This window comes from Aminomonas paucivorans DSM 12260, assembly GCF_000165795.1.
Lineage (GTDB): Bacteria > Synergistota > Synergistia > Synergistales > Synergistaceae > Aminomonas > Aminomonas paucivorans.
On sequence record NZ_CM001022.1, the window covers coordinates 469,886 to 491,577 of the forward strand.

Annotated in this window: 18 protein-coding genes; 9 read left to right on the top strand and 9 right to left on the bottom strand. The window is 68.7% G+C overall.

Going from position 1 to position 21,692, the window contains the following annotated elements; all coding sequences use genetic code 11:
* Positions 1 to 14 precede the first annotated feature (14 nt).
* The 6 genes from APAU_RS02060 (at position 15) to APAU_RS02085 (ending at position 6,157) form a co-directional block, all read left to right on the top strand.
* The gene (locus APAU_RS02060; RefSeq protein WP_006300001.1) at positions 15 to 797 is read left to right on the top strand and encodes an L-serine ammonia-lyase, iron-sulfur-dependent, subunit alpha; all 783 of its coding nucleotides are present in this window, start codon (positions 15 to 17) and stop codon (positions 795 to 797) included.
* Positions 798 to 843: 46 nt separating this feature from the next.
* Positions 844 to 1,728, top strand: a complete 885-nt coding sequence (locus APAU_RS02065; protein WP_006300002.1) for a lysophospholipid acyltransferase family protein — start codon at positions 844 to 846, stop codon at positions 1,726 to 1,728.
* A complete protein-coding gene (locus APAU_RS02070) occupies positions 1,728 to 2,168 on the top strand; it encodes a hypothetical protein (RefSeq protein ID WP_006300003.1) in 441 nt (146 codons plus the stop codon). Before APAU_RS02065 ends, APAU_RS02070 begins: the two co-directional genes overlap by 1 nt.
* Positions 2,169 to 2,295: 127 nt before the next feature.
* The gene (locus APAU_RS02075) at positions 2,296 to 2,784 is read left to right on the top strand and encodes a chemotaxis protein CheX (RefSeq protein ID WP_006300004.1); all 489 of its coding nucleotides are present in this window, start codon (positions 2,296 to 2,298) and stop codon (positions 2,782 to 2,784) included.
* A 154-nt stretch (positions 2,785 to 2,938) separates the two neighbouring features.
* The gene (locus APAU_RS02080; protein ID WP_006300005.1) at positions 2,939 to 4,975 is read left to right on the top strand and encodes a methyl-accepting chemotaxis protein; all 2,037 of its coding nucleotides are present in this window, start codon (positions 2,939 to 2,941) and stop codon (positions 4,973 to 4,975) included.
* Between the two features lie 81 nt (positions 4,976 to 5,056).
* The gene (locus tag APAU_RS02085) at positions 5,057 to 6,157 is read left to right on the top strand and encodes a hypothetical protein (RefSeq protein ID WP_006300006.1); all 1,101 of its coding nucleotides are present in this window, start codon (positions 5,057 to 5,059) and stop codon (positions 6,155 to 6,157) included.
* Between the two features lie 25 nt (positions 6,158 to 6,182).
* Here the strand turns inward: APAU_RS02085 and APAU_RS02090 are convergent, their stop codons facing one another.
* The 5 genes from APAU_RS02090 to APAU_RS02110 all read right to left on the bottom strand — a co-directional run bounded on the left by APAU_RS02090 (position 6,183) and on the right by APAU_RS02110 (position 10,005).
* Positions 6,183 to 6,824, bottom strand: a complete 642-nt coding sequence (locus APAU_RS02090; RefSeq protein WP_006300007.1) for a hypothetical protein — start codon at positions 6,822 to 6,824, stop codon at positions 6,183 to 6,185.
* 101 nt (positions 6,825 to 6,925) lie between these two features.
* Positions 6,926 to 7,219, bottom strand: a complete 294-nt coding sequence (locus APAU_RS02095; RefSeq protein ID WP_006300008.1) for a YerC/YecD family TrpR-related protein — start codon at positions 7,217 to 7,219, stop codon at positions 6,926 to 6,928.
* Between the two features lie 76 nt (positions 7,220 to 7,295).
* Positions 7,296 to 7,592, bottom strand: coding sequence for a YerC/YecD family TrpR-related protein (locus APAU_RS02100; protein ID WP_006300009.1), 297 nt, complete (start codon positions 7,590 to 7,592; stop codon positions 7,296 to 7,298).
* Between the two features lie 284 nt (positions 7,593 to 7,876).
* On the bottom strand, positions 7,877 to 8,833 hold the full coding sequence (locus APAU_RS02105; RefSeq protein WP_006300010.1) for an NAD-dependent epimerase/dehydratase family protein: 957 nt from the start codon (positions 8,831 to 8,833) through the stop codon (positions 7,877 to 7,879).
* Complete coding sequence (locus APAU_RS02110) at positions 8,830 to 10,005, bottom strand: glycine C-acetyltransferase (protein WP_006300011.1); 1,176 nt, start codon at positions 10,003 to 10,005, stop codon at positions 8,830 to 8,832. Before APAU_RS02110 ends, APAU_RS02105 begins: the two co-directional genes overlap by 4 nt.
* 156 nt (positions 10,006 to 10,161) lie before the next feature.
* Here APAU_RS02110 and APAU_RS02115 point away from each other — a divergent pair, with 156 nt between their 5' ends.
* Complete coding sequence (locus APAU_RS02115; protein ID WP_006300012.1) at positions 10,162 to 10,854, top strand: GntR family transcriptional regulator; 693 nt, start codon at positions 10,162 to 10,164, stop codon at positions 10,852 to 10,854.
* A 93-nt stretch (positions 10,855 to 10,947) separates the two neighbouring features.
* Here the strand turns inward: APAU_RS02115 and APAU_RS02120 are convergent, their stop codons facing one another.
* The 4 genes from APAU_RS02120 to APAU_RS02135 form a co-directional block, all read right to left on the bottom strand.
* Positions 10,948 to 13,122 carry a methyl-accepting chemotaxis protein gene (locus APAU_RS02120; protein WP_006300013.1) on the bottom strand — a complete coding sequence of 725 codons (2,175 nt, stop codon included), beginning with the start codon at positions 13,120 to 13,122 and terminating at the stop codon, positions 10,948 to 10,950.
* A gap of 180 nt (positions 13,123 to 13,302) precedes the next feature.
* Entirely contained in the window at positions 13,303 to 15,507 is a 2,205-nt protein-coding gene (locus APAU_RS02125; protein ID WP_006300014.1) for a methyl-accepting chemotaxis protein, read from the bottom strand.
* Between the two features lie 216 nt (positions 15,508 to 15,723).
* Complete coding sequence (locus tag APAU_RS12870; RefSeq protein WP_006300015.1) at positions 15,724 to 17,364, bottom strand: CHASE4 domain-containing protein; 1,641 nt, start codon at positions 17,362 to 17,364, stop codon at positions 15,724 to 15,726.
* 172 nt (positions 17,365 to 17,536) lie between these two features.
* A complete protein-coding gene (locus APAU_RS02135) occupies positions 17,537 to 19,231 on the bottom strand; it encodes a glutamine--tRNA ligase/YqeY domain fusion protein (RefSeq protein WP_006300016.1) in 1,695 nt (564 codons plus the stop codon).
* Positions 19,232 to 19,401: 170 nt separating this feature from the next.
* Between APAU_RS02135 and APAU_RS02140 the strand changes: the two genes are divergently transcribed.
* Together APAU_RS02140 and APAU_RS02145 are read left to right on the top strand one after the other, a co-directional pair.
* Positions 19,402 to 20,271 (top strand): AraC family transcriptional regulator, encoded by an 870-nt coding sequence (locus APAU_RS02140; RefSeq protein ID WP_156789405.1) that lies wholly within the window; start codon positions 19,402 to 19,404, stop codon positions 20,269 to 20,271.
* 319 nt (positions 20,272 to 20,590) lie between these two features.
* The gene (locus APAU_RS02145) at positions 20,591 to 21,556 is read left to right on the top strand and encodes a helix-turn-helix transcriptional regulator (RefSeq protein WP_040344831.1); all 966 of its coding nucleotides are present in this window, start codon (positions 20,591 to 20,593) and stop codon (positions 21,554 to 21,556) included.
* The last annotated feature ends 136 nt before the right edge of the window (positions 21,557 to 21,692 follow it).

Here is a 21,692-nt window from a genome sequence, read left to right on the forward strand (position 1 = left end):
CGGGAGGGACGGAGATGGAGCTTCGGGAATACCTTCAAGTCTCGACGGATAGCCGCAAGAGCGACCGGTTGAAGCTCCTCTTCTTTCGGGATCAGTTGGCCTGCGACGAGTTTGCCCAGCTTTGGTCCCTGGCGGAGGAGATCGACGGAGAGGACGAAGCCCTGCTGTTGCGGGGGCTGGCGGCCAACGAGCGGGCCTCCCAGAGGGGCATCGTCAAGCCCCGGGGGCGCGGCCTGGGCTACCGCCTCTGGAGGCAGGCGCCGGAGGAGGACCTGCTCTGGATGGTCCGGGCCTTCACCGCCGCGGCGCTGGACTTCCACTTTGCCGGGGGCGACGGGAACTTCATGGCCGCCGGAGGGTGCCCCGTCCAGGGGCTCCTTGCCTCCCTCCCCGTGGGGGTGCTGGGCAAGGGCCTGGGGCGGGGAGAGCGGGAACTGGCGGAGGCCCTGGCCCTGAGCCAGCTGGTCACCGGGGCGCTGCTTCCCGACTCGGGGGACGAACCGGGCTTCGACGGCCTGGTGGCAGCCTCCGCGGGGGCCGCGGCGGGGATGACCCGTCTGGGGGACGGGTCCCCCAAGGCGGCGGAGGAGGCCGTGGCCACCCTGGTGGCCGCCGTCCTGGGCAGCCCGGAGGGCTCCGAACCCTCCATGTGGCAGTACGTGGGTTCCTGCCTGGCGGGGCAGGCCTTCATGGCCTCCCAGCTGGCCCTTTCGGGGCAGGGGCTTTCCCTGCGTTTCGGGGAGACCCGATGCCTTCTGGGGGACTGGGTGAAGCGTCAGAGAGAGGAACTTCTCTGACTATCCCCGGCGGGGTTTCGGCAGGAGAATGACGGAGGGGATGGGCATGACGGGACCCCAACCTTGGATCTGGAAGGCCCTTGGCGTCGCCGGGGGCCTTTTTCGCGCGTTGCCCCACCCGGGAGCGGTGCGGCTGGGGGGGCTTTTGGGCCGGACCGTGGCCCGCTGCACCCCCGAGCGGGTGGAGCGGGCGGTGGGGCGGTGCGAACGGTTTCTCGCCGTGGACCGGGGGGAGGCGCGGCGCATCGTCCTGGGGGCCTACGACCATTTCGGCCGTTCCGCGGCGGAGTTCCTCCGGTTTCCCGCCCTGGTGGGACACCTGGGAGACTGGGTGACCCTGGAGGGGGAGGAACACCTGCGGGGAGCCCTGGACCGGGGCAAGGGGGTGGTGCTCCTCACCGCCCACCTGGGAAGCTGGGAGATGGCCGCAGGGGTGCTGGCGGAGCGGGGGTTCCCCATGAACGCCATCGGGGCGCAGCAGCGGGACCCTCGGATCACGGACCTCATCGCGGAGCTGCGCCTTCTCCACGGGGTGGTCACCGTGGGGAAGGGCTTCGACCTGAAGGCCGCCATCCAGTGTCTCCGGGAGGGACGCATCCTGGGCATCCTGCTGGACCAGGACGCCCGGGACAAGGGATTGGTGTCCCCCTTTCTGGGAGCCCCCGCCAGCACCCCCGTGGGGCCGGTGAAGCTGGCCCACAAGCTGGGAGCGGCGGTGGTGCCCCTCCAGACCGTGCGCCTTCCCGACGGGGTGCACCATCGCCTGACCCTCTATCCCCCCCTGGAAGACCCCCGGGGGATCCCCTTCGGGGAGGACGCCCAGGCCTCGGTGGACCGGTGCAACGGCGTCCTTTCCCGGTGGATCCGGGAGCACCCGGACCAGTGGATGTGGATGTACCCCCGCTGGGCCACCACCCTGGGAGACCGATGATGGACGGAGCCCTGGACCCGGGGCGGAGCAAAATGGGCTTCGCCCTGGGGGAGCGGGAGCTGGTCTTCTCCGCCGTCCTGCCGGCGGACCGGGACGACCTGCTGACGGAGGCCCTGCGGACCGGGGATTTTCGCCCCCTGGCCCCCTACGCCCGAGAGGGGGCCCCTCCCGTCCTGGAGGGAGGATGGGACGGCTCCCTGTTCGTCGGGGACGGCACGGGTTCCCGGGAGCTGAAGGCCGCCCTGGAAGGGGCGGGCTTTTCCTGCCGCCTGGTGGAGGAGCGGGACAGCACCCTCCTGGCTCGGGCGGTCTACTTCCGTCTCCACCCCCCTCGGGGCTGGAGACGCCTGCTCCCCCTCTCCCTCCTGACGCCCCCCCGGCCGGTGGACGACCTGGCCGCCTGGGTTCTGCTGCTTCGAGGAAGAGGGGAGGACGCCTAGCGGGGGCGTTTTCGGCCTGACCGGGGAGATGGGTCTGGGGGTTCTCTTTCCTCTGGGCGGCGGGGACGGTAGAATCGAAGGAATCCCATCCCCCTCGGTGCGTGAGGAGGGAAGAAGGAAGGTATCCATGGCATTAGCTTCGGTGGTTTCCACGCTGGTCAACGCCTACGCGGGTTCGGTGGTGTCGGTGAGCCAGACCCTGGGGGTCGAGGCGGTCTTCCAGAAGACGGAGATCGCCACGGGGGTCAACGCCCCGGGCAGCCGTGTGGCGGCCCTCATCGGCATCGTGGGGGCGGGCCTCCACGGCACCGCCGCCCTCATGGCGGATATGGAAGGTTTCAGCATCTACGTGAAGGCCCTCACGGGAGGCATGATCGAGGCCAATCCCGAGGATCCCATGTCCATGAGCGTCCTGGGGGAGCTGACCAACATGACCAGCGGCCAGGCCCTCATGAAGGTGGACCTTCCGGGTCTGGACATCACCCCGCCCCAGCTCATCACGGGGGACAACATCAAGGCCGTTCCGCCCCGGAAAGCCGACGTCAAGAGCTTCACCCTCCCCTTCCAGGTGGGGGGGCAGGGGCGCATCTACCTGGTCCTCTCCTTCCACGAGTAGCTCCTCCTTATCCGCTTCCCCGTGCCGCGGCCGAACTCCGGCCGCGGCATTTTCTGTAGTTTCCCAAGGGCACGATATGGTTCTATAATTTCGTTATTCTCTTTCAGGCGTTCGGAAACTTCAGATGATTCCACATGACCGGGGGTGCGACACCATGTCCATGCGTCAACGTCTTTATGGTCTGGCGGCGGTCGCCGTGTTGGCTGCGGCGATTATGGGTTTCTTGGCCTACTTCAACAGCCGAAGCATCGTGGAGGCCCAGATCCAGAGAGGGGGTCTCGTGGCGGCGGAATCCGCCGCGTCCAACGTGACCAACTGGCTGGAGGGACGCATGGAGATCGTGGCCACGGCCTCCCGCAACTGTTCCTACCTCTGGAACAACTACGGCATCGCCGGACAGCTCCTGAAACCCTATCTCCAGAACCTAACGAAATCCTACAAAGACATGGGCTTCATGGACGTCTTCCTGGCCCTGGAAGACGGCACCTTCATCGATGGGGTGGGCTGGACTCCTCCGGCGGACTGGGACGCCCGGACGCGGCCTTGGTACAAGGCGGCACTGGACGCGGGGAACACCATCCTCACCACTCCCTATGTGGATTCCAACACCGGGGACATGATCGTCTCCCTGGCCGTCCCGTTGCTGGACGACTCGGGGGCGGCTCTCGGCGTTCTGGGGGCGGACATGAGCCTCAAATCGCTCATCGCCATGGTCTCCCAGCAGCGCATCCTGGGGGCGGGCTTCGGCGTTTTGGTGGGGCCGGACGGCACGGTGGTGGCCCATCCTTCCAAGGACGTGGTGATGAAGGAGAACATGACCAAGCCCTCCAAGGTGATCCCTCCCGCCCTGGCGGAGGCGGGAGGCCGGATGGTGAAGGGGGAGAAGGGAACCGCCGTCTACCGGTCCGCGGAGGGAGACCAGCGGATCCTCTTCTACCAGCCCCTTCCGCAGGGCTGGAGCCTGGGCCTGGTGGTTCCCCAGGACGAACTGCTGGGACCCATCGCCACCCTGGGCCTGAGGCAGCTGGGGGTGGCGGCTGCCACCATCCTGCTTCTGGGCTTCCTGGTGGTCACCTTGAGCCGCAGCCTCATGAAGCCTCTCCAGCACCTTCTGGCGGTTTCCGGAGAGGTGGAGAAGGGGGACCTCACCCTCTCCACGGGCATGGGGGGCACCGACGAGATGTCCCAGCTGGGGCGCGCCCTGGACGGGGTCATCGGGGCGCAGCGGCAGATCCTCCTGGAGCTTCGCCGGGAGGGAGACCAGATGGGGCGTCAGTCCCGGACACTGGAGGAGATTGCCGGGAAGACCGAATCTACCTTGGAACAGGTGAAGGAGCGGGCGGGAGTGCTTTCCCGGATGGCCGACGAGAACGCCCAGGCGGTGGAGGCGGCCAACGCGGGGGTGGAGGAGGTGGCCTCCTCCGCCCAGGGTTCCGCCCTGGCGGCCTCGGAGGCTTCCTCCTACGCGGAGACCCTCAAGGGCAACGCCGAGGGGGCGGAGACCCTGATCCGCAACACCGCCGACCGGGTGGGGGAGATGGCCCAGTCCTTCCGGCAGGTCTCCGGAGCGGTGGCTCAGCTCAACGACCAGGCCAGCCGGATCGACCAGATCGTCACCACCATCGCGGGCATCGCGGACCAGACGAACCTTCTGGCCCTGAACGCCGCTATCGAGGCGGCCCGGGCGGGGGAGGCGGGACGGGGCTTCGCGGTGGTGGCGGAGGAGGTGCGCAAGCTGGCGGAGGAGTCCAACTCCGCCGCCCGGAGCATCGGCGACCTGGCCCGGGGCATCGTGGCGGGCACCGGGGTGGCGGTGCAGAGCGCCGGGAGCGGCGTCGCCCTGGCCGAATCGGTGGAGAGGGAGACGGGGCTCATGCGGCAGCGCATCGCCGAGGTCCTGGGGGCCATCACCCAGATCGTGGACCAGATCCAGAACGTGGCGGCCACGTCCCAGGAGCAGTCCGCCGGGGCCCAGGAGATGGCCGCGTCGGTGGAGCGCCTTTCCCGGGGAACCCAGTCCGCCCGGGACCTCTCGGAGGAGATCCTCCGGGTGGTCTCGGAGCTGGCGGATACCTCCCGGAAGCTGGGGGAGGCCTCGGGGCAGCTGGACCAGTTCGCCGGGTCCTTCCAGGAGATGATGCGTCGCTACCGCCTGGAGGGGGATGCCCCGGTCCGGGCGCTGGGAGCCTGAGGGGATCGAAGGGACGGGAAGCGCGGCGGACGGGGGGTGCCCCTCCGTCCGCCTTCGTCGTGAAGAGGAGGAGGGAGCAGAGTGGAAACGGAGGAGGTTCGTCGGGAGCAGAGCTGGTACATCCGGGACCTCATGGCCTACATGCTGGGCATCCCCGGAGAGGACCTGGAGCGCCTGGTGGAAAGCTACCAGGAGGACGGGGGCGCTCCGGACCCGGGGGGGCTTTTCCGCTACCTCTCCGCCCGGGGAAAGAAGTACCAGATTCTCTGGGCGGCGGTTCCCTTCAGCGACGCCATCAGCGTGCTCTTCGCTGCGGTGATGGGACCCAACAAGGCCCTCCTCTGGCAGGGATCCTCCGTGGTCCCCTTCGGCCTGGACAGCGGTTCCCTCCGCATCTGGAACCGGGTTCTGGAGATGGTCTCCGGGGTGGCCATCCCCACCAACCCCCAGGTGTCGGAGACGGACCTCTGGTCGGCGGAGCAGATCCATCGAGGCTTGAGGAAGCTCTGGGACCGCTGGGTGCCCCGCTTCCTGGGGGAGATGGATCTCTGGCTTGCCGGGCAGAAGGAGACGGACAGCCTGGTCCTGGAGGATCCGGAACTCACCGTCCGCCTTTCCCTGGATGCCTCCCGGGAAATGCGGGAGGTCACGGGAAAGGGCTACCCCCTCGGAGCGGTACGCATGGCCCTGGTCTCCCTTCCGGACCTTCGGGACATGGGGTTGGAGGTGAACTCCCTTCAGGCGGCCCTGGACTCCTTCGTGGCCCAATCCCTTCCGGCGACGGAGGAAGGGGGGAAGAAGTCCGCCGAACCCTCCGCCGGTCCGGGGATCTCCGGGCGGATCGTGGACGTGCGTCCCCAGGTGGACCCCCTGGAGGGGGTGGCCCTGTCGGAGCTGCGCCCCGGGGATCTGCTGATGCTGGACGGGCTTGGGGGGCAGGGGGTGGAGGGGAAGATCTACATGATCCGCCTCCTCAAGGGAGGGCAGTACGAGGTGCACGGCCACTTCGCCGGGGAGGAGGAGGTTTTCTTCCGGTTCGTCTCCCCCGGGGAGATCCGGCTGCGCCTTCCCGAAGAGGCCCCTCGCCCTCCCCGCAAGGTTCCCGTCCCCCTCCTGGGGGTATTGGGGCTTGCTGGACTTGCCTGCGTGATCCTTCTGGTGTGGGCTCTGCGCAGCCTCTGAACCGGGTCTTGCCTCGGGGCGGCGTCTAGTCCGAGCCGCCCCGCAAACAGAAGGGAGCCTGCGGCCCTCCCGAAGCGGCCAGGGCCGCCGCGCCCCGGCGCCCCGCCTCCTCGTCCAGGAGGGGGGTCAGCAGGACCCGCACGAGGACGTCCCAGGGTCCCAGCTCGTCCCGCAGCGCCCGGGCCACGGCAAAGCGGGACAGCCTAGCCGCCTCCTGAGGCGCCGAGAGGGGGCGCCCCTTCGGGGCCGCTTCCTGGAGGAACAGAATCTGCGCTCCCCCACGCCCCAGCAGGTAGGGCAGGGCGCAGCGAAGTCCCCCCGCCAGGTCGCGGGACACCTCCCCCAGGGCCTGTTCCCAGTCCCGGTCCTCCAGGTCCAGCCAGAGCTTGCGCCCTCCCGGGGCCATGGGCCAGGGAAGGACCCCGTCGAACCCTCCGAACCGCTCCGCCGCCGCTACCGTGGCGGCCGCCAGGTCTTCGGGACGTCCCGATCCCAGGTCGAAGGGGATCGCCTCCTCGGAAAGCGGCATCCCAGGCCCCGGGGACGGGGCGGAGGCTGCGGTGCCGTATCCCACCCGCCATCCCGCGGCGCACAGCGCCGCCGCCCCCGCGCGAGCCCAGGGGGTGTCTCCCCAGGGGAACCATGCCGCCGGTTGTCGTTTGTCCATCTTCCGGTGCTCCTCTCTCTTTGCGAAGGGGTGGGTGCACGACGATGCCGCCTCCCGGGGGAGGCGGCATCGGGGAATCCGGGGGAGGGGAGGCGTCCGGTTCAGTCCTGCTTCTTCATCCTCTCCAGCACCAGCTTGTACCCGTCCGCCCCGTAGTCCAGGAACTTCTTCACCCGGCTGATGGTGGCGGTGCTGGCCCCGGTCTGCTTGGCGATCTGGGGGTAGGTCTCCCCGGCGCTCAGGAGTCGAGCCACCTCCAGACGCTGGGCGAAGGCCCGTATTTCCCCGATGGTGGCCACGTCCTCCAGGAACTGGTAGATCTCCTCGGGGTCCTTCAGGGCGAGCAGGGCCTTGCAAAGCTGGTCCGTGAGGGTGTCCTTCCATTTCTCCGACATGGCATCCGCCTCCGTTTGGTGGACTTAGGCGCATCATAGCCCCTCTGCACAGATGAAGCAAGAGGCATCGTCTCCCTCAGGCGGAGGGTTTGGCGATGCGGTCCAGGGCGAGGCGGTACCCGTCCAGGCCGTAGTCCACGCACTTCTTCACCCGGCTGATGGTGGCGGTGCTGGCGCCGGTCTGGCTGGAGATGACCGGGTAGGTCTCCCCCGCCAGGAGGCGGCGGGCCACTTCGAGGCGCTGCGAGAGGGCGCGGATCTCCGCGATGGTGGCCACGTCCTCCAGGAACTGGTAGGCCTCCTCGGGGTCCTTCAGACACAAAAGGGCCTGGCAGAGCTGGTCGGTCAAACTGTCCTTCCACTGGGTGGTCACGGCTGACTCCTCCTCGTTCGCTTCCTGGAATGTCCCGAGGGAGCCCCACTTCCCGTCTCCGACACAAAGCCATCATCGCAGTGCTTCAGGGGACTCCATCGTCTTCACATTCCAGGATACTGCGATAATGTAAAAATCGTCAACTATTGTTATCGTGAAATAAAACATGCCCCCTAGGGATTTTTCCTCGGGGAGAGGAAGGGATCTGAGGGGGGAGACACAGAAGTGCCCCCCGGGCTGCGGCCCGGGGGGCTCGGGAGAGGCGGGTCCGCCGGCCGCTTTGCCTAGGCCGCCACGCCCAGCTTGGCCGAGACCCGTTCCAGCATGTCCCGGGTCATGGCGTCCAGGTCATACCGGGGCGCGAAACCCCACTCCTCCCGGGCGGCGGAGCAGTCCAGGGAGTCAGGCCAGGATTCGGCGATGCCCTGGCGTAGGGGGTCCACGGCGTAGTCCAGGGTGAAGGAGGGCAGCACCCGGCGGATGGAGGCGGCGATTCCCTCGGGGTCGAAGCTCATGGCGGAGATGTTGAAGGCGTTGCGGTGCGCCAGCCGGGCGGGGTCCGCCTCCAGGAGGCGCACCACCGCGTCCAGGGCGTCGGGCATGTACATCATGTCCATGAAGGTGCCCGGGGCGATGAAGCTGGTGTAGCGGCCCGTGCGCACCGCGTCGTAGTAGATGTGCACCGCGTAGTCCGTGGTGCCGCCCCCGGGGAGGGCCTGGTGGCTGATGAGGCCGGGGAAGCGCAGCCCTCGGGTGTCCATGCCGAACTTGAGGTGGTAGTAGTCGCAGAGCAGCTCCAGGGTCACCTTGGCCACCCCGTAGATCGTGGTGGGACGTTGGAGGGTGTCCTGGGGGGTGTCCCGGTGGGGCGTGGAGGGACCGAAGGCGGCGATGGAGCTGGGGAGGAAGAAGGTCGTTCCCCGCTCCCGGGCCGCCTCCAGGGCGGCCACGGAGCCGTTGACGTTCACGTCCCAGGCCAGGGCCACCTGGTCCTCTCCCTTGGCGGAGAGGATCCCCGCCAGGTGGATCAGGGTGTCCGCCCGGAAGGAGCCCAGGAGGTCCGAGAAGGCCCGGCCGTCCCGCACGTCCAGGGGGGCGAAGGGACCTCCCTCAAAGACCGGACCGGCGAGGGGGCGCAGGTCCGTGGCCAGGACGTTCTCCGAGCCGTAGAGGCCCCGCAGGTGGGGCACCAGCTCCGATCCGATCTGCCCTCCCGCGCCGGTGACCACGATGCGCTTCATCGCAGCAGCCCCATTTCCCGCCCCACGGAGGCGAAGGTGTCCACGGCGAACCGCAGGTCCTCTCGGGAGTGGGCGGCGGAGACCATGACCCGGATCCGGGCGGTGCCCCGGGGCACCGTGGGAAAGACGATGGCGGTGGCGAAGATCCCCGCCTCGAAGAGCTTGGCGCTGAAGGTCTTGGCGTCGGAGGCCTCCCCCAGGATGACCGGGGTGATGGGGGTCTCGCTGTGCCCCGTGTCGAAGCCCAGGGCGGAAAGCTCCTTCTTGAGGAAGCGCCCGTTGTCCCAAAGCCGGGTCACCAGCTCGTCGCTTTCCTCCAGGATCTCCACCGCCGCCAGGTTGGCCGCCACGTCGGGGATCGTGAGGGCGCTGCTGAAGAGGTTGGGCCGGGCCTTCTGGCGCAGGTAGTCCACCAGCACCGCGCTGCCTGCGGCGATGCCTCCCATGACCCCGAAGGCCTTGGAGAGGGTGCCCACCTCCACGTCCACCCGGCCGTGGAGGCCGAAGTGGTCCACGATGCCCCGGCCGCCCCGGCCCAGGACCCCTTCCCCGTGGGCGTCGTCCACCACCAGGATGACCCCGTGGGCCTCGCAGAGTTCCACGATCTCCGGCAGCCTGGCCACGTCCCCGTCCATGGAGAAGACCCCGTCGGTGACCAGCAGCTTGCGCCCCGGAGCGTCCCGGTGCTCCTCCAGCTTCGCCTTCAGGTCGTCCATGTCCGAGTGGGCGTAGCGCACCACCGGGGCCTTGGAGAGCTTGCAGGCGTCGATGATGGAGGCGTGGTTGAGGGCGTCGCTGAAGATCCGGTCCTCCGCCGCCGGAGCCAGGGTGGGGATGGTCGCCAGGTTGGCGCAGAAGCCCGACTGCACCAGGATGGCCGCCTCCGCCCCCTTGAAGGCCGCCAGCTTGCGCTCCAGCTCCAGGTGGGGGCTCATGGTGCCCGCGATGGTGCGCACCGCCCCGGGCCCCACGCCGAATCGATCCACGTACTCCTTGGTCTTGGCCACCACCCGGGGGTGGTTGCACAGCCCCAGGTAGTTGTTGGAGCACAGGTTCAGGACCTTCCGTCCTTCGATGGTCACCCAGGCCCCCTGGGGGCTCTCCAGGGTCCGGATGGTGCCGTAGAGCCCTCCCTGCTTCATGGCCTCCAGTTCCTCCGCCAGAAACTGCATGGAAACCGCCGTGGCAATCCCCTCCTCGGGAAGATGACGTTGGGTTTTGTTTAGTATGGTGAAGCACGACGATCCCTGTCAACGGAGTATAATCTGGGCGGTTTTCCTATAATCCGAAGGTGGAAGAATATATTCTCCGGGAGAGGAGGCGGTCGTGTGGAACAGAACCTGACCCTGGAGGAACTGGCGGCGCGCATGGGCGGGGACAGCACCGCCCCCTACTTCATCGCCGGGGTGCTGCGGGAGGCCATCTACCGGGGGGTCCTCCCGGAAGGGCAGCCCCTTCACCAGGCCCAACTGGCCCTTCGGTTGGGGGTGAGCCCCATCCCCCTGCGGGAGGCCCTGCGGCTTTTGGAGACGGAGGGGCTGGTGAGCTTTCAGGGCTACCGGGGAGCCATGGTGACCGCCCTGTCGGTGGAGGAGGCCCAGGAACTCTACGAGATGGTGGCGGCCCTGGAGACGAACCTGCTGCGCATCGCCTTCCCCCGCATCACCCGGCGCATCCTGGAGGACGCCGCCCGCACCCTGGATCAGATGGAGGCGGAAGGGGACTGCATCCGTTGGCGGGACCTGAACCAGGTGTTCCACAACCTGTTCTATGAGCCCGCGGACCGCCCCCTGACCCTGGACATGCTGGCCCGGCTGCGCCAGAAGACGGACCGGAACATCCGGCAGCACCTGGTCTCCATGAGGGAGGAGTCCCAGCGCCAGCATCGGGGGATCCTGGCGGCGGTGGAGGCCCGGGACCTGCCCCGGGCGCTGGAGGCCCTGGGGGAGCACCTGGCCTACACCTCCAACGACCTGCAGTCCTACATGCGTCTGGAGGAGGGGGCGAAGAAGCGCCGCTGACGGGAGGGGGCGGAGGGTTTCTCCCCCGCCGGAACGAGACGAGCCCCCGGGAAACCCCGGGGGCTCGTCTGGATGAAGAGGATCGGGGAGGACCTAGCCCCGAAGGGCCTTGGGGGTCTCGTCCCCCCCCACCCGGAACCGGGCCAGCTCGTCCTTCAGCCGCAGGGCCCCCTCGGCGAGGCGCTGGGATTCCTGGGCCACCTGTTCCGAGGCCCGGGCGGTCTCGTCGGTGGAGTGCTGGATGGAGGAGAGGGTCTCCACCACCTGCACGGTGGACTTGGTGGCCTGGTCGATCCCCGAGGCCATCTCCCCGGCGGCGGCGGCCTGCTCCTCCGACGTGGCGGCGATGTTCTGCATGGCCTCGTCCACCTTGGCGATCTGGGACAGGGCCTCGGTGAGGCGTCCCTGGGTCTCCTGGGCCCGGCGCACCGTCGCCTCCATCACCTTTTCCGCCTGGCTCGTCACGTCCAGGGAGCCCTGGGTCTCCGCCTTCAGGGAGCCGATGAGCTGTTCCACCTCTTTGGCGGCCCCGGCGGACTCCTCCGCCAGCTTGCGCACCTCCTCCGCCACCACCGCGAAGCCCCGGCCGGCCTCCCCCGCCCGGGCCGCCTCGATGGCGGCGTTCAGGGCCAGCAGGTTGGTCTGGTCCGCGATGCCCCGGATGGTGGCCACGAAGCCGGAGATGGAGTCCACCGAATCGGCCACCTTGTGCATCCGCTGCACCGAGTCCTGGGTCTTGCGGCCGATGTCCCCGATGGCCTGCACCAGCCCGTTCACCTGGTCCGTCGCCTGCTCCGAGAGGGCGGTGGTGCGCCCCGAGGCCTCCGCCCCGTCGGAGGCGGCGTGGGCGGCGCTGGAGGCCCCGGAGCTGACCTCCTCGATCCCCGCGTTGGTCTCCTGCAGGGCGGCGGAGTTGGACTCCGAGAGCCCCATCACGTGGTCCACCGAGGCCTTCACCTCTTCCATGGAGGCCACGGACTCCTGGGACAGGGCCGCCAGAGACTCGGCGGAGGAGGTGAACTGGGAGGATTCCCGCTCCAGGGTGCGCACCATGCGGGTCACCGCCTCCTGCATCCTCCCCATGGCCCGGGTCATGTCGCCGATCTCGTCCCGGTAGTCCATCAGCCAGGCCCGGGAGGGGTCGTAGGTGAAGTCCAGGTCGCCGAAGCGTTCCAGCACCGCGGAGGTCTCCCGGATGGGGTGCACGATGCGCCGCACCAGAAACACCACCACCACCCCCATGAAGAGCAGCCCCGCCAGGGCGCTTAAGGCGATGTTCCGGGTCAGTGCCCGGGATTCCGCCTTGATGGTGCCCATGGGGACCAGCACGGAAAGGGACCAGGGGGTCTTGGATTCTCCCAGGGAGAGGGGCACGTGGACCTTGAAGGTCTCGTCCTTCAGGGCCAGGGAGTAGTCGAAGAGGGTGAAGTTCCTGCCCTCCCGGATGTTCTTCAGGATGGTGTCCAGGTTCTGGATCTTCCCCTTCCCCACCTCCGCCAGGGATTTGCCCACCAGCTCCGGGCTGGGGCTGCCTACGAAGATCCCGGAGTTGGAGAAGAGGGTCCCCGTCCCGGTGCCCATCACCCGCAGGTTCTGGACCAGGGCCTGGATCTCCGAGAGGTCGATGTCGATGCCCGTCACCCCTGCCACCCGGCCGTCCACCCGGATGGGGACGCAGAGGCTGGTGATGAGCTTTTCGTCTTCCTTGCTGCCTGTGTAGGAGTAGAGGTAGGGCTCCATCACCGCCTCCTCCCCGGACCGGAGGGGGATGCGGTACCAGGCCCCTTCGGCGTCGCTTTCCAGCATGGCCTCGGTGATGTCGTAGTTCCGCTTGGCCGCGCTGCCCTCCTTGAGGAAGGTGGCCATGAAGCGTCCCTTCTCCTTGTAGCCCTCCCGGCTCACGAACTCCCCGTCCTTGCCGTCGAAGGCGTCGGGCTCGAAGACCACCCAGGTGGTCAGGGCTCCGGGGGTGGTCTCCAGCACCGCTTGGAGCATCCCTAGGGCGCTGTTTCGGGCCCCCGGGGCGGCCCGGTCCATCCCCGCCAGGACCTTGGCCAGGGTGCGGGCGGCGATCTGGATCTCCTCCACCCGGGACTCGATGGCCCCTGCCTCCGCCCGGGCGGAGGCCGTCACGATCTGCTGGGCGTCCCGCAGCACCACCTGCCCGGCGTGGGTGGAGACGTAGGCGAGGATGGCCCCCAGGATGAGGGTCATGGCGGTGAGGATGGCGAGGAGAATCTTGCCTTGAAGTTTCAGCCTTTTGATCACGAGACACACCTCCGTAGGAATGGATCAAGGGAATGAAGTCGATCCTAAATTAAATCAAAGGATACGCCATCCCCTCTCTCGCGTCAATGCGCCGTGGAGGAGCGTCTCGGGCCTTCTGGGGCGGGGTGGGAGGCCCCGGTTGGTGCCGGGGCCTCCCGGAGAGATCGGGAAAGATCGGGGTCAGCGTGACGCGGGGAGGGGAAGGGGGGGGGTGCGCAGGGAGGGAGGGGTGCCGGCGGTCAGGGAGGGGGCCGCATCCAGGCGGAACCGTTGGAGCAGTTCCCGGAGGGTTCCCGACCCTGCGGCGAGGCTCTGGGATTCCAGGGTCACCTGTTCTGCCGCCTCGGTGGTGTCTCGGGCGGAGAGGGCGATGCTCTCCAGGGTCCGGGCCACCTCTTCGGTGGTCTGGGCCACCTGGTCGATGGAGGCGGCCATCTGCTGGCTGGAGGCGGCCTGTTCCTGGGAGCTGGAGGACAGGTGCTGCACCGCCTCGTTCACCCGGTCGATCTGCTCCAGGGCGGTGCGAAGCCGTTCCGTGGCGGAAAGGGAAGAGGTCTGGAGGCTCGCCAGCAGCCCTCCCGCCTCCTGGGTCATCCTTCGGGAATCCCGGGATTCCTCCGAGAGCTGGGCCACCAGGTCGGCGATGCGCACCGAAGCCTCCTGGCTTTCTCCCGCCAGCTTGCGCACCTCCTCCGCCACCACGGCGAAGCCCCGGCCCGAATCCCCCGCCCGGGCCGCCTCGATGGCGGCGTTGAGGGCCAGGAGGTTCGTCTGGTCGGCGATGCCCCGGATGGTGTCCACGAAGGAGCGGATGGACTGCGAGGCGCCCTCCACCCGGGCCACCCGGTCCTGAACCAGGGAGAAGCGATCCCGAAGCCCCTGGAGGTCCTGCTGGGCCCCCTCCACCCGGTCCACCGCCTCCTCGCTCAGCGCCGCGCTGTGGGCGGACGCCTCCGCCGCCTGGGAGGCGAACCGGGCCGCCTCGGAGGCGGCGGAGGCCACGTCGGAGGTCCCCGTGCGGGCGTCCTCCAGGGCTGCGGCGCTGTTCTGGGAGAGGGTCGTGGCCTGCTGCAGGGCCCTGCGGATCTCCTCCGCCGAGGCCACGGACTCCTCCGAGAGCCCCGCCAGGGCCTCCGCGGTCCCGTGGCACCGCCCCGCCTCCATCTGGAGGACCCCCATCATGTGGCTCAGGGCGCCCTGAAGCCGTCCCAGGGCGCCGGTCATCTCCCCGATCTCCCCGGTCTGGCGCCGGAGCCACGGGAGAGCCTCGTCCTGGGTGAGGTCCAGGTCCCCGAAGCGCGTCAGGGTGGCCGACAGGGCTCGCACCGGGCGCACCACCCGGCGCACCAGGAGCGTCACCACCCCTGCCAGGAGCAGGGCGCCCCCCAGGGAGACCAGGAGGATGTCCTTCATCAGGGTGCGGGCGGGGAGGTCCACCGCGCTTAGGGGCAGCACCGCCGCCAGGCTCCAGGGGGCCAGCCCCGTCCCGGTGCGGACGGGGACGTGGATCTTCAGGGCGTCCTCCCGGAACTGGAGGGAGTAGTCCTGGCGCGTGAAGGCTCGCCCCTGGGCGATGGAGGAGAGCAGGTCGTCCAGTCCCTGGATCTTTCCCTTCCCCATCTCTTCCAGGGAGCGGCCCCGCAGCTTCGAGTCCGAATCGCTGACGAAGACCCCCCGGTTGCTGAGGAGGGAAAGCTGCCCCACTCCCAGGATGCGTTCCCGGGAGAGGGACTCGTGCAGGGCGTCCAGGTCCAGGTCCATCCCCACCAGCCCCACGGGGTGCCCCCGATCCAGGAGGGGTACCGTCAGGGTGGTCACCAGGCGGGTCTTCCCGGGCACATAGGCGTAGGAGTAGGGTTCCTGCACCGTCTCCCCCGGAGTCTCGAGTCCCTCCCGGTACCAGGCTCCCTGGACCGGATCGGCCAACATGGCCTCGGTGGTGTCGAAGGTGCGGCGGATCGTCCCGTCCAGTCGGGCGAAGGTGCCCTCGAAGCGGCCCTTTTCCCCGAAGCCCTGGGTGCGGGCGTAGGCCGCGTCCCGCCCGTCGAAGGCGTCGGGCTCCGTGACCACCCAGGCGGACAGGGCTCCCGGCGTGGCCTCCAGGGCCTGCCGCACCCGGCCCAGCGCCGCGCTCCGGGCGCCCGGAGCGGTACGATCCATCCCCTCCAGGGACCGGGCCAGGGATCGGATCGAGGCGAAGGACTCCCGGAAGTCCCCCTCCAACCGGGCCGCCGCCGCATCCGCGGCCCCCCGGGCGATGGCTCGGGCGTCCTCCCGGGCCGTGTGTCCCGCCTGGTGGGCGATCCACACCGTGCTGATCCCGCTGATCAGAAGAAAGCACCCCAGAATGCTCACAAGCAGTCGTTGCTGTAGACCCCACCGCAAGATCACACACCCCCTGTGTTTGACTATACAAACACCCTAGCCCCCTCTCCCCCTCTCGTCAAGGGGGCCGACCCGACGGGCCGTTCCCCCCGTACAAGGGGAGGGTCCCCCCATACGGGGCAGGGGGGACGGGGTCACCGTACTCTTTCCCCGTAAGGAGGGAGTATCAACCTCTATACGGGGGCGTAAACGACTTGCGGGTCGGGGTCGAATCGGTCAGGAGGGGCGGCTTTCCGCTTCCAGGGGGAAGGTCTCGAAGAAGGCGTCCACCCCCTGGGGGTCCAGGTGGGTGCCCCGGAGGGAGCGCAGGTGTTCGTACACCCGCTCCTGGGGCCAGGCGGCGCGGTAGGGGCGGTCCGAGGACAGGGCGTCCCAGATGTCCACCACCGCGAAGAGCCGGGCGGAGCGGGGGATCTGCTCCCCCGAGATGCCCTGGGGGTAGCCCGTGCCGTCCCACCGCTCGTGGTGGCAGTAGGGGATGGACAGGGCGGGGTGCAGGTAGCGGATGGGGGAGAGCATCTCGTAGGCGAGGACGGGATGCTGCCTCATGATCGCCCACTCCTCCTCCGTCAGGGGGCCTTCCTTCAGCAGGATCCGGTCGGGGATGCCCAGCTTGCCGATGTCGTGGAGCAGCGCCCCCCGACGCAGGTGGGCCTGCTCCTCCTCCGGGAAGCCCAGGTGCCGGGCCAGGGCCAGGGTGCGCTCCGTCACCCGCAGGGTGTGTCCCTCCGTTTCCTTGTCCCGCAGGTCCATGGCGAAGGACCAGCCTTCCAGCGTCTTGTCGTAGGCCTCCGACAGCTCTTGGTGGGCCGACCGTAGGGCTCGGTCGGTCAGCCGCTTGGCCAGTTGGGATTCCTCCAGGGAAGCCAGCGTCCGGTTGATCCGACGGGCCAGGTCCCCCAGTTCGTCGTCCCCTTCCTCCGTGACTCGCCCTGCAGGGTTCTCCGTGTCCCCGATAACCCGAAGTTCCTCCTGGAACCGTTGGAGGCGGTGGATCAGGATGCGCTCCATGCCCCAGGCCGCCACTGTCCCCAAGAAGAGGGATGCCACGAGGAACACCAGGGCCATGTGGGTCAGGTTCCTCTTCGCCAGGAGGACGTGGGCCTTGTGCTGGGTGGCGCTGATCCAGAGGGAGGGGTTTCCCGTCAGGTCCTCCAGGGGGACAAAGCCCCGGTGGGCATCCTCCCCCTGGGATTCGAACCTGGCTGCAGGAGGGGCGATGTGCGGCCCCAGGGGAAGGAGGTCAAAGTGCACCTGGGTGCGTTCGCGGAGGTGCTGCAGCGCGAGGGAGTCGAGGCGGCGGACCAGCACCAGGACCCCTCGGAGCGTCCCCTGTCCCTGGGAGTTCAGGATGGGTCGCGCCGCCGCCAGGATCGTCCCCCCAGAGACCTGGAGAAGCCCCTTTATCCCTTCCCGGGGGACCCGGCTCAGGTGGAACGGCTGGCCCGGCCCTCCCAGGGCGTCCAGGCCCGGGAGCAGGGGGAGAGGGCGCACTTCCTCCGGATCGACGGACCGGGAGAGGAGCAGGTGCCCGGAGGGATCGAAAAGGAGGAAGTCGTGGACCCGCAGGGCGGAGAGGCTGGAAGGCTCCAGGTTGTCCGCGATGTAGTCTGCCCCGAAATCCCGGAGAAAGTCGTAGGTGTCGTCCCAGAAGGCCCAGTCCGCGGCGGTGCGGTTCAGCTCCCGGGCTTCCTCCTCCAGGGCCAGGCGTACCCGCACCAGATCCTTCAGCAGGTTTGAACGGTCCAGGTTTTCCCCTTCCCGGATGGCCTGGAGGGAGGAGAACAGAAACAGCACCGTCACCAGGCTGAAAAAGGTGAAGGCGATGTTGGCGAGGGTCTTCTGGCGGATGGTCATGTCATCACTCCGATGGGATGAGGGGCATGAAAGATGCCATGACTCTACCATGGGAAGGGGAGACAACGAAGTAACATTTCAAACACGGCAACCCGAGGGGAACCGTCGCGGGGGGCGAACCCCGGCCCCCGCCCGGGGAAGGGCAGGGGCCGGGGGCGTTCGGGGGACGGGTCTAGCCCTTCTTCTGTTCCTTCGCCCAGGAGTCCTTGAGGGACACGGTGAGGTTGAACAGGGGATGCTCCCCTGTGGAATCCCCGTCGGCGCAGAAGTAGCCGTGGCGCAGGAACTGGAACCGTTCCCCCGGGGCGGCCTGTGCCAGGGCTGGTTCCACCAGGGCGGGAAGCTCCGTCAGGGAGGCGGGGTTCAGGTAGTCCTTGTAGTCCTTGTCCGGGTCCATGTCCCCCAGGTCCCGGAGGGTGAACAGGTGGTCGTAGAGACGCACCGTGGCGGGCACCCCGTCCTGGGCGCGCACCCAGTGGAGGGTCCCCTTGACCTTCCGTCCGTCCGGGGCGTCTCCCCCCCGGCTGTCCAGGTCCACGGTGCAGCGCAGTTCCGTCACCTGCCCCGCCTCGTCGGTCACCGCCTCTCGGCAGGTGATCAGGTAGGCGTGCTTCAGCCGCACCTCCCTGCCCGGGCTGAGGCGGAAGAAGCCCTTGGGCGGGTCCATGCGGAAGTCGTCCTGCTCGATGTACAGCTCCCGGCCGAACGCCAGGGTCCGGCTGCCCGCCCCCGGGTCCTCCGGGTTGTTCTCCGCCGGAAGCTCGTCCACCCGGTCCTCGGGCCAGTTCTCCAGCACCACCTTCAGGGGGCGCAGCACCGCCATGCGCCGCAGGGCGGTGCGGTTCAGCTCCTCCCGGAGGCAGTGCTGGAGCAGTTCGATCTCCACCATGCTGTCCGCCCGGGCCACCCCGATCTCGGCGCAGAAGCGCCGGATGGAGGAGGGGGTGTAGCCCCGCCGCCGCAGGCCGCTGATGGTGGGCATCCGAGGGTCGTCCCACCCGGAGACGATCCCCAGGGTCACCAGCTCCAGGAGGCGGCGCTTGCTCATGACGGTGTAGCTCAGGTTCAGCCGGGCGAACTCGAACTGCCGGGGTCGGGAGGGCACGGAGACGTGCTCCAGGAACCAGTCGTACAGGGGGCGGTGGTCCTGGAACTCCAGGGTGCAGATGGAGTGGGTGACCCCCTCGATGGCGTCCTCGAAGCCGTGGGCGAAATCGTACATGGGGTAGACGCACCAGGTGTCCCCGGTGCGGTGGTGGCTCCGCTTGAGGATCCGGTACAGCACCGGGTCCCGCAGGTTCAGGTTGGGGCTGGCCATGTCGATCTTGGCCCGCAGGACGCAGGCCCCCTCGTCGAACTCCCCCCGGGTCATGCGCCCGAAGAGGTCCAGGTTCTCCTCCACGGAGCGGTCCCGGTAGGGGGAGAGGGAGCCCGGACGGGTGAGGGTGCCCCGGCCGGCTCGGATCTCCTCCGGGGAGGAGGAGTCCACGTAGGCCAGACCCTTGCGGATCAGCTCCACCGCCCAGGCGTGGAACTGGGCGAAGTAGTCCGAGGCGTAGCGCAGCTCCGCCCACTGGAAGCCCAGCCAGCGCACGTCCTCCTGGATGGACCGGACGTACTCCGTCTCCTCCTTGGCGGGGTTGGTGTCGTCGAAGCGCAGGTTGCACCGCCCCCCGAACTGTTCCGCCAGGCCGAAGTTCAGGCAGATGGACTTGGCGTGCCCGATGTGCAGGTAGCCGTTGGGTTCCGGGGGGAAGCGGGTCACCACTTCCCGGGTCTTGCCCTCCTCCAGGTCCCGGGTGATGATCTCCTCCAGGAAGTGCAGGCTCTTGCGCGGCGCGTCCGCTTCGCGGGCCGGTTCGTTCACGTGGGGTCCCTCCCCTTTCCTTCGTGTCTCCCCAAGGGGGCTGCATCTCCTTATTGTGGCACGTGGAGAGGAAGAACGCCAACCGATTCCCTCCCTTCCCGAGGGGCCCAGGTGCGCAAGAACGGACAGGAGGCCGGGGCGAACTTTCTGTAGGCTCCTGTGTGGAGGTGATGCCCGTGAGGGAAGGTACCCGAGAGGCGTACGAAGAGAGGATCCTCCTGGCGCAGCGGTACATCTGGCAGCATCTGGACGAACCCATCCGCCTGGAGGACCTGGCCCGGGAGGTCTCGTTCTCCCCCTACCACTTCCATCGGCTCTTCGCGGGGCTGGTGGGGGAGTCCGTGGGGGAGTACGCCCGACGCCTGCGTCTGGAGCGGGCCGCCCTGGAGCTGCGCTACGGCTCCCGGGATCTGGTGACGGTGGCTTCAGATGCGGGATACGAGACCCAGGAGGCCTTCACCAGGGCCTTCCGGAGCCACTTCGGCGTCCCCCCGGGGGCCTACCGTCAGGGGGCCCGATCCTCCCGCGACCCCTCCGTGAGGCCGCGATCCCCGCACCACCCTGAAGGAGGAGTTCCCATGAACGTGGAAATCCGGACCCTGGAGCCCCTGGACGTGGCCTTTCTGCGCCACACCGGTCCCTACGCGGAGTGCGCCGCCGCGTGGGAGAAGCTCTGCTCGTTCCCCAAGCTGCAGAAGACCTTCGGCCCCGGGACCCTGTTCCTCGGCATCTGCTACGACGACCCGGACGTGACGGAGCCGGACAAGATCCGCCTGGACGTGTGCGCCACCGTGCCCCCGGGGTTCGTCCCCGACGAGGGGCTCTCGGTGCAGCGCCTCGCCGGGGGGGACTACGCGGTGTACCTGCACACGGGGCCCTACGAGGGGCTCCACGACGCCTACCGACGCATCTTCGGCCAGTGGCTTCCCGGAAGCGGCCGGGAGGTGCAGTTCGCCCCGAGCCTGGAGGTGTACCTGGACGATCCGACCCGCACCCCTCCGGAGAAGTGCCGCACGGAGATCCGCATCCCCCTGAAGTGAGGCCGACGGCCCCGGTGTTTTCGAGAAAGCGCCCCTTCGGGGGCGCTTTTTTGATGGGGCGACGTAAGGCGTCGCCCGAAAGTGCTAGGGTCGGACCAGGAGGAAAGAAAGGGGCTTCGAGGGTTTTCGCCGACGAAGTCCCGGAAAACGGAGAAACCGGCAATCTTCTGTCGGTTCAATCGGGACTCCGGGCACTTGCGGGAAACGGGGAACTCCTTAGGATGGCAGTGAAATATCTGTCGGCGTTTATCGCATACGAACTATTGCTTTTATGTAGAAAGAAGGCGTGTTCGTGTCCAGGGATCTCAGCTCTGTCCGATTGGCTCGTCTTCACGAACTGATGCGGCTCTTCCACGAGACCCCCCGCCCCTCCCGGAGGCATCTCCTCCAGCGGCTCGGATACCAGTGCGACCGGACCCTGGAACGGGATCTGAAGCTCCTTCGGGAGGAGTTCGACGCGCAGATCGAGTACGACCCTCGCTACCGCACCTACTCCATGAAGGGGCGAGGGCGTTTTCTGCTCCGTGCGGAGCTGAACGATCGGGAGGTCACCCTGCTGGCGGCGGGGTTGGGCATGGCCGCCCACTTCCTGCCCCACCTGGCCCGGGACGGGGAGGTCCTCTGGAACAAGCTCAAGGGCCTGCTGCCGGAGAATCTGGCGGCCCAGGGGGAGCGGCTCGGCCGCTGCGCCGTGGTGGCCCAGCCCGTTTCGGCCCTGGACCCGGGGGTCTTCGAGGCCCTCCTGGGGGCCATCGCCAACCGCCAGAGGGTGCGGTTCCGGTACCGCTCCCCCTACGGGGACAAGGCCTTCCGGGAACAGCACGCGGATCCCTGGGGGGTGTTCTTCCGGGCCCATGCCTGGTACCTCTGGGGGCGCACGGTGGCCCACGGAAACGAGAGCACCTGGCGGGTGGGGCGCATCCGCTCCCTGGTCCCCCTGGGGGGGGAGGACTACGTCCCTCCTCTCGGCGACGAGTGCCTCGCCTCCCTGGCGGCCTCGGCCTGGTATGCAGCACCGGGGGAGGGACGCCATCCCGTCTCGGTGCGCATCCGCCCCCCCCTGGCCTCGGTGGTGTCGGAGACCCGGTGGCATCCCTCCCAGGTTCTGGTGCAGCAGGACGACGGGGCGGTGGTGCTGGCTGCCCGGGTCCCGGATCTGGACGAGGTGGCCCGGTGGGTCCTGGCCAGCGCCCCCTGCGCGGAGGTGCTGGAGCCCTCCGCTCTGGCGGACCGGGTCCGGGAGCTGGCCCTGGAGGTGGCGGGGATTCCGGAGCCCGCGCCCTGACGTTTCCCTTTGCCCTTCCATGATAAGGTCCACCGCACACGCCCCCGGCTCGGGTTCTCCCGGCCCGGGGGCGTGTGCGTCTTCCCGTCGAGGGAAGGGGTTTGCGGCCCGGGGGCACAGGCGAGGAGAATGGGGA

Bases quoted from the DNA above. Each gene is read 5' to 3' on its own strand.
- APAU_RS02090 (WP_006300007.1), bottom strand. From the start codon at position 6,824: ATGGACAAACGACAACCGGCGGCATGGTTCCCCTGGGGAGACACCCCC.
- APAU_RS02075 (WP_006300004.1), top strand. From the start codon at position 2,296: ATGGCATTAGCTTCGGTGGTTTCCACGCTGGTCAACGCCTACGCGGGT.
- APAU_RS12870 (WP_006300015.1), bottom strand. From the start codon at position 17,364: ATGACCATCCGCCAGAAGACCCTCGCCAACATCGCCTTCACCTTTTTC.
- APAU_RS02095 (WP_006300008.1), bottom strand. From the start codon at position 7,219: ATGTCGGAGAAATGGAAGGACACCCTCACGGACCAGCTTTGCAAGGCC.
- APAU_RS02110 (WP_006300011.1), bottom strand. From the start codon at position 10,005: ATGCAGTTTCTGGCGGAGGAACTGGAGGCCATGAAGCAGGGAGGGCTC.
- APAU_RS02080 (WP_006300005.1), top strand. From the start codon at position 2,939: ATGTCCATGCGTCAACGTCTTTATGGTCTGGCGGCGGTCGCCGTGTTG.
- APAU_RS02070 (WP_006300003.1), top strand. From the start codon at position 1,728: ATGGACGGAGCCCTGGACCCGGGGCGGAGCAAAATGGGCTTCGCCCTG.
- APAU_RS02060 (WP_006300001.1), top strand. From the start codon at position 15: ATGGAGCTTCGGGAATACCTTCAAGTCTCGACGGATAGCCGCAAGAGC.
- APAU_RS02065 (WP_006300002.1), top strand. From the start codon at position 844: ATGACGGGACCCCAACCTTGGATCTGGAAGGCCCTTGGCGTCGCCGGG.
- APAU_RS02140 (WP_156789405.1), top strand. From the start codon at position 19,402: ATGCCCGTGAGGGAAGGTACCCGAGAGGCGTACGAAGAGAGGATCCTC.
- APAU_RS02105 (WP_006300010.1), bottom strand. From the start codon at position 8,833: ATGAAGCGCATCGTGGTCACCGGCGCGGGAGGGCAGATCGGATCGGAG.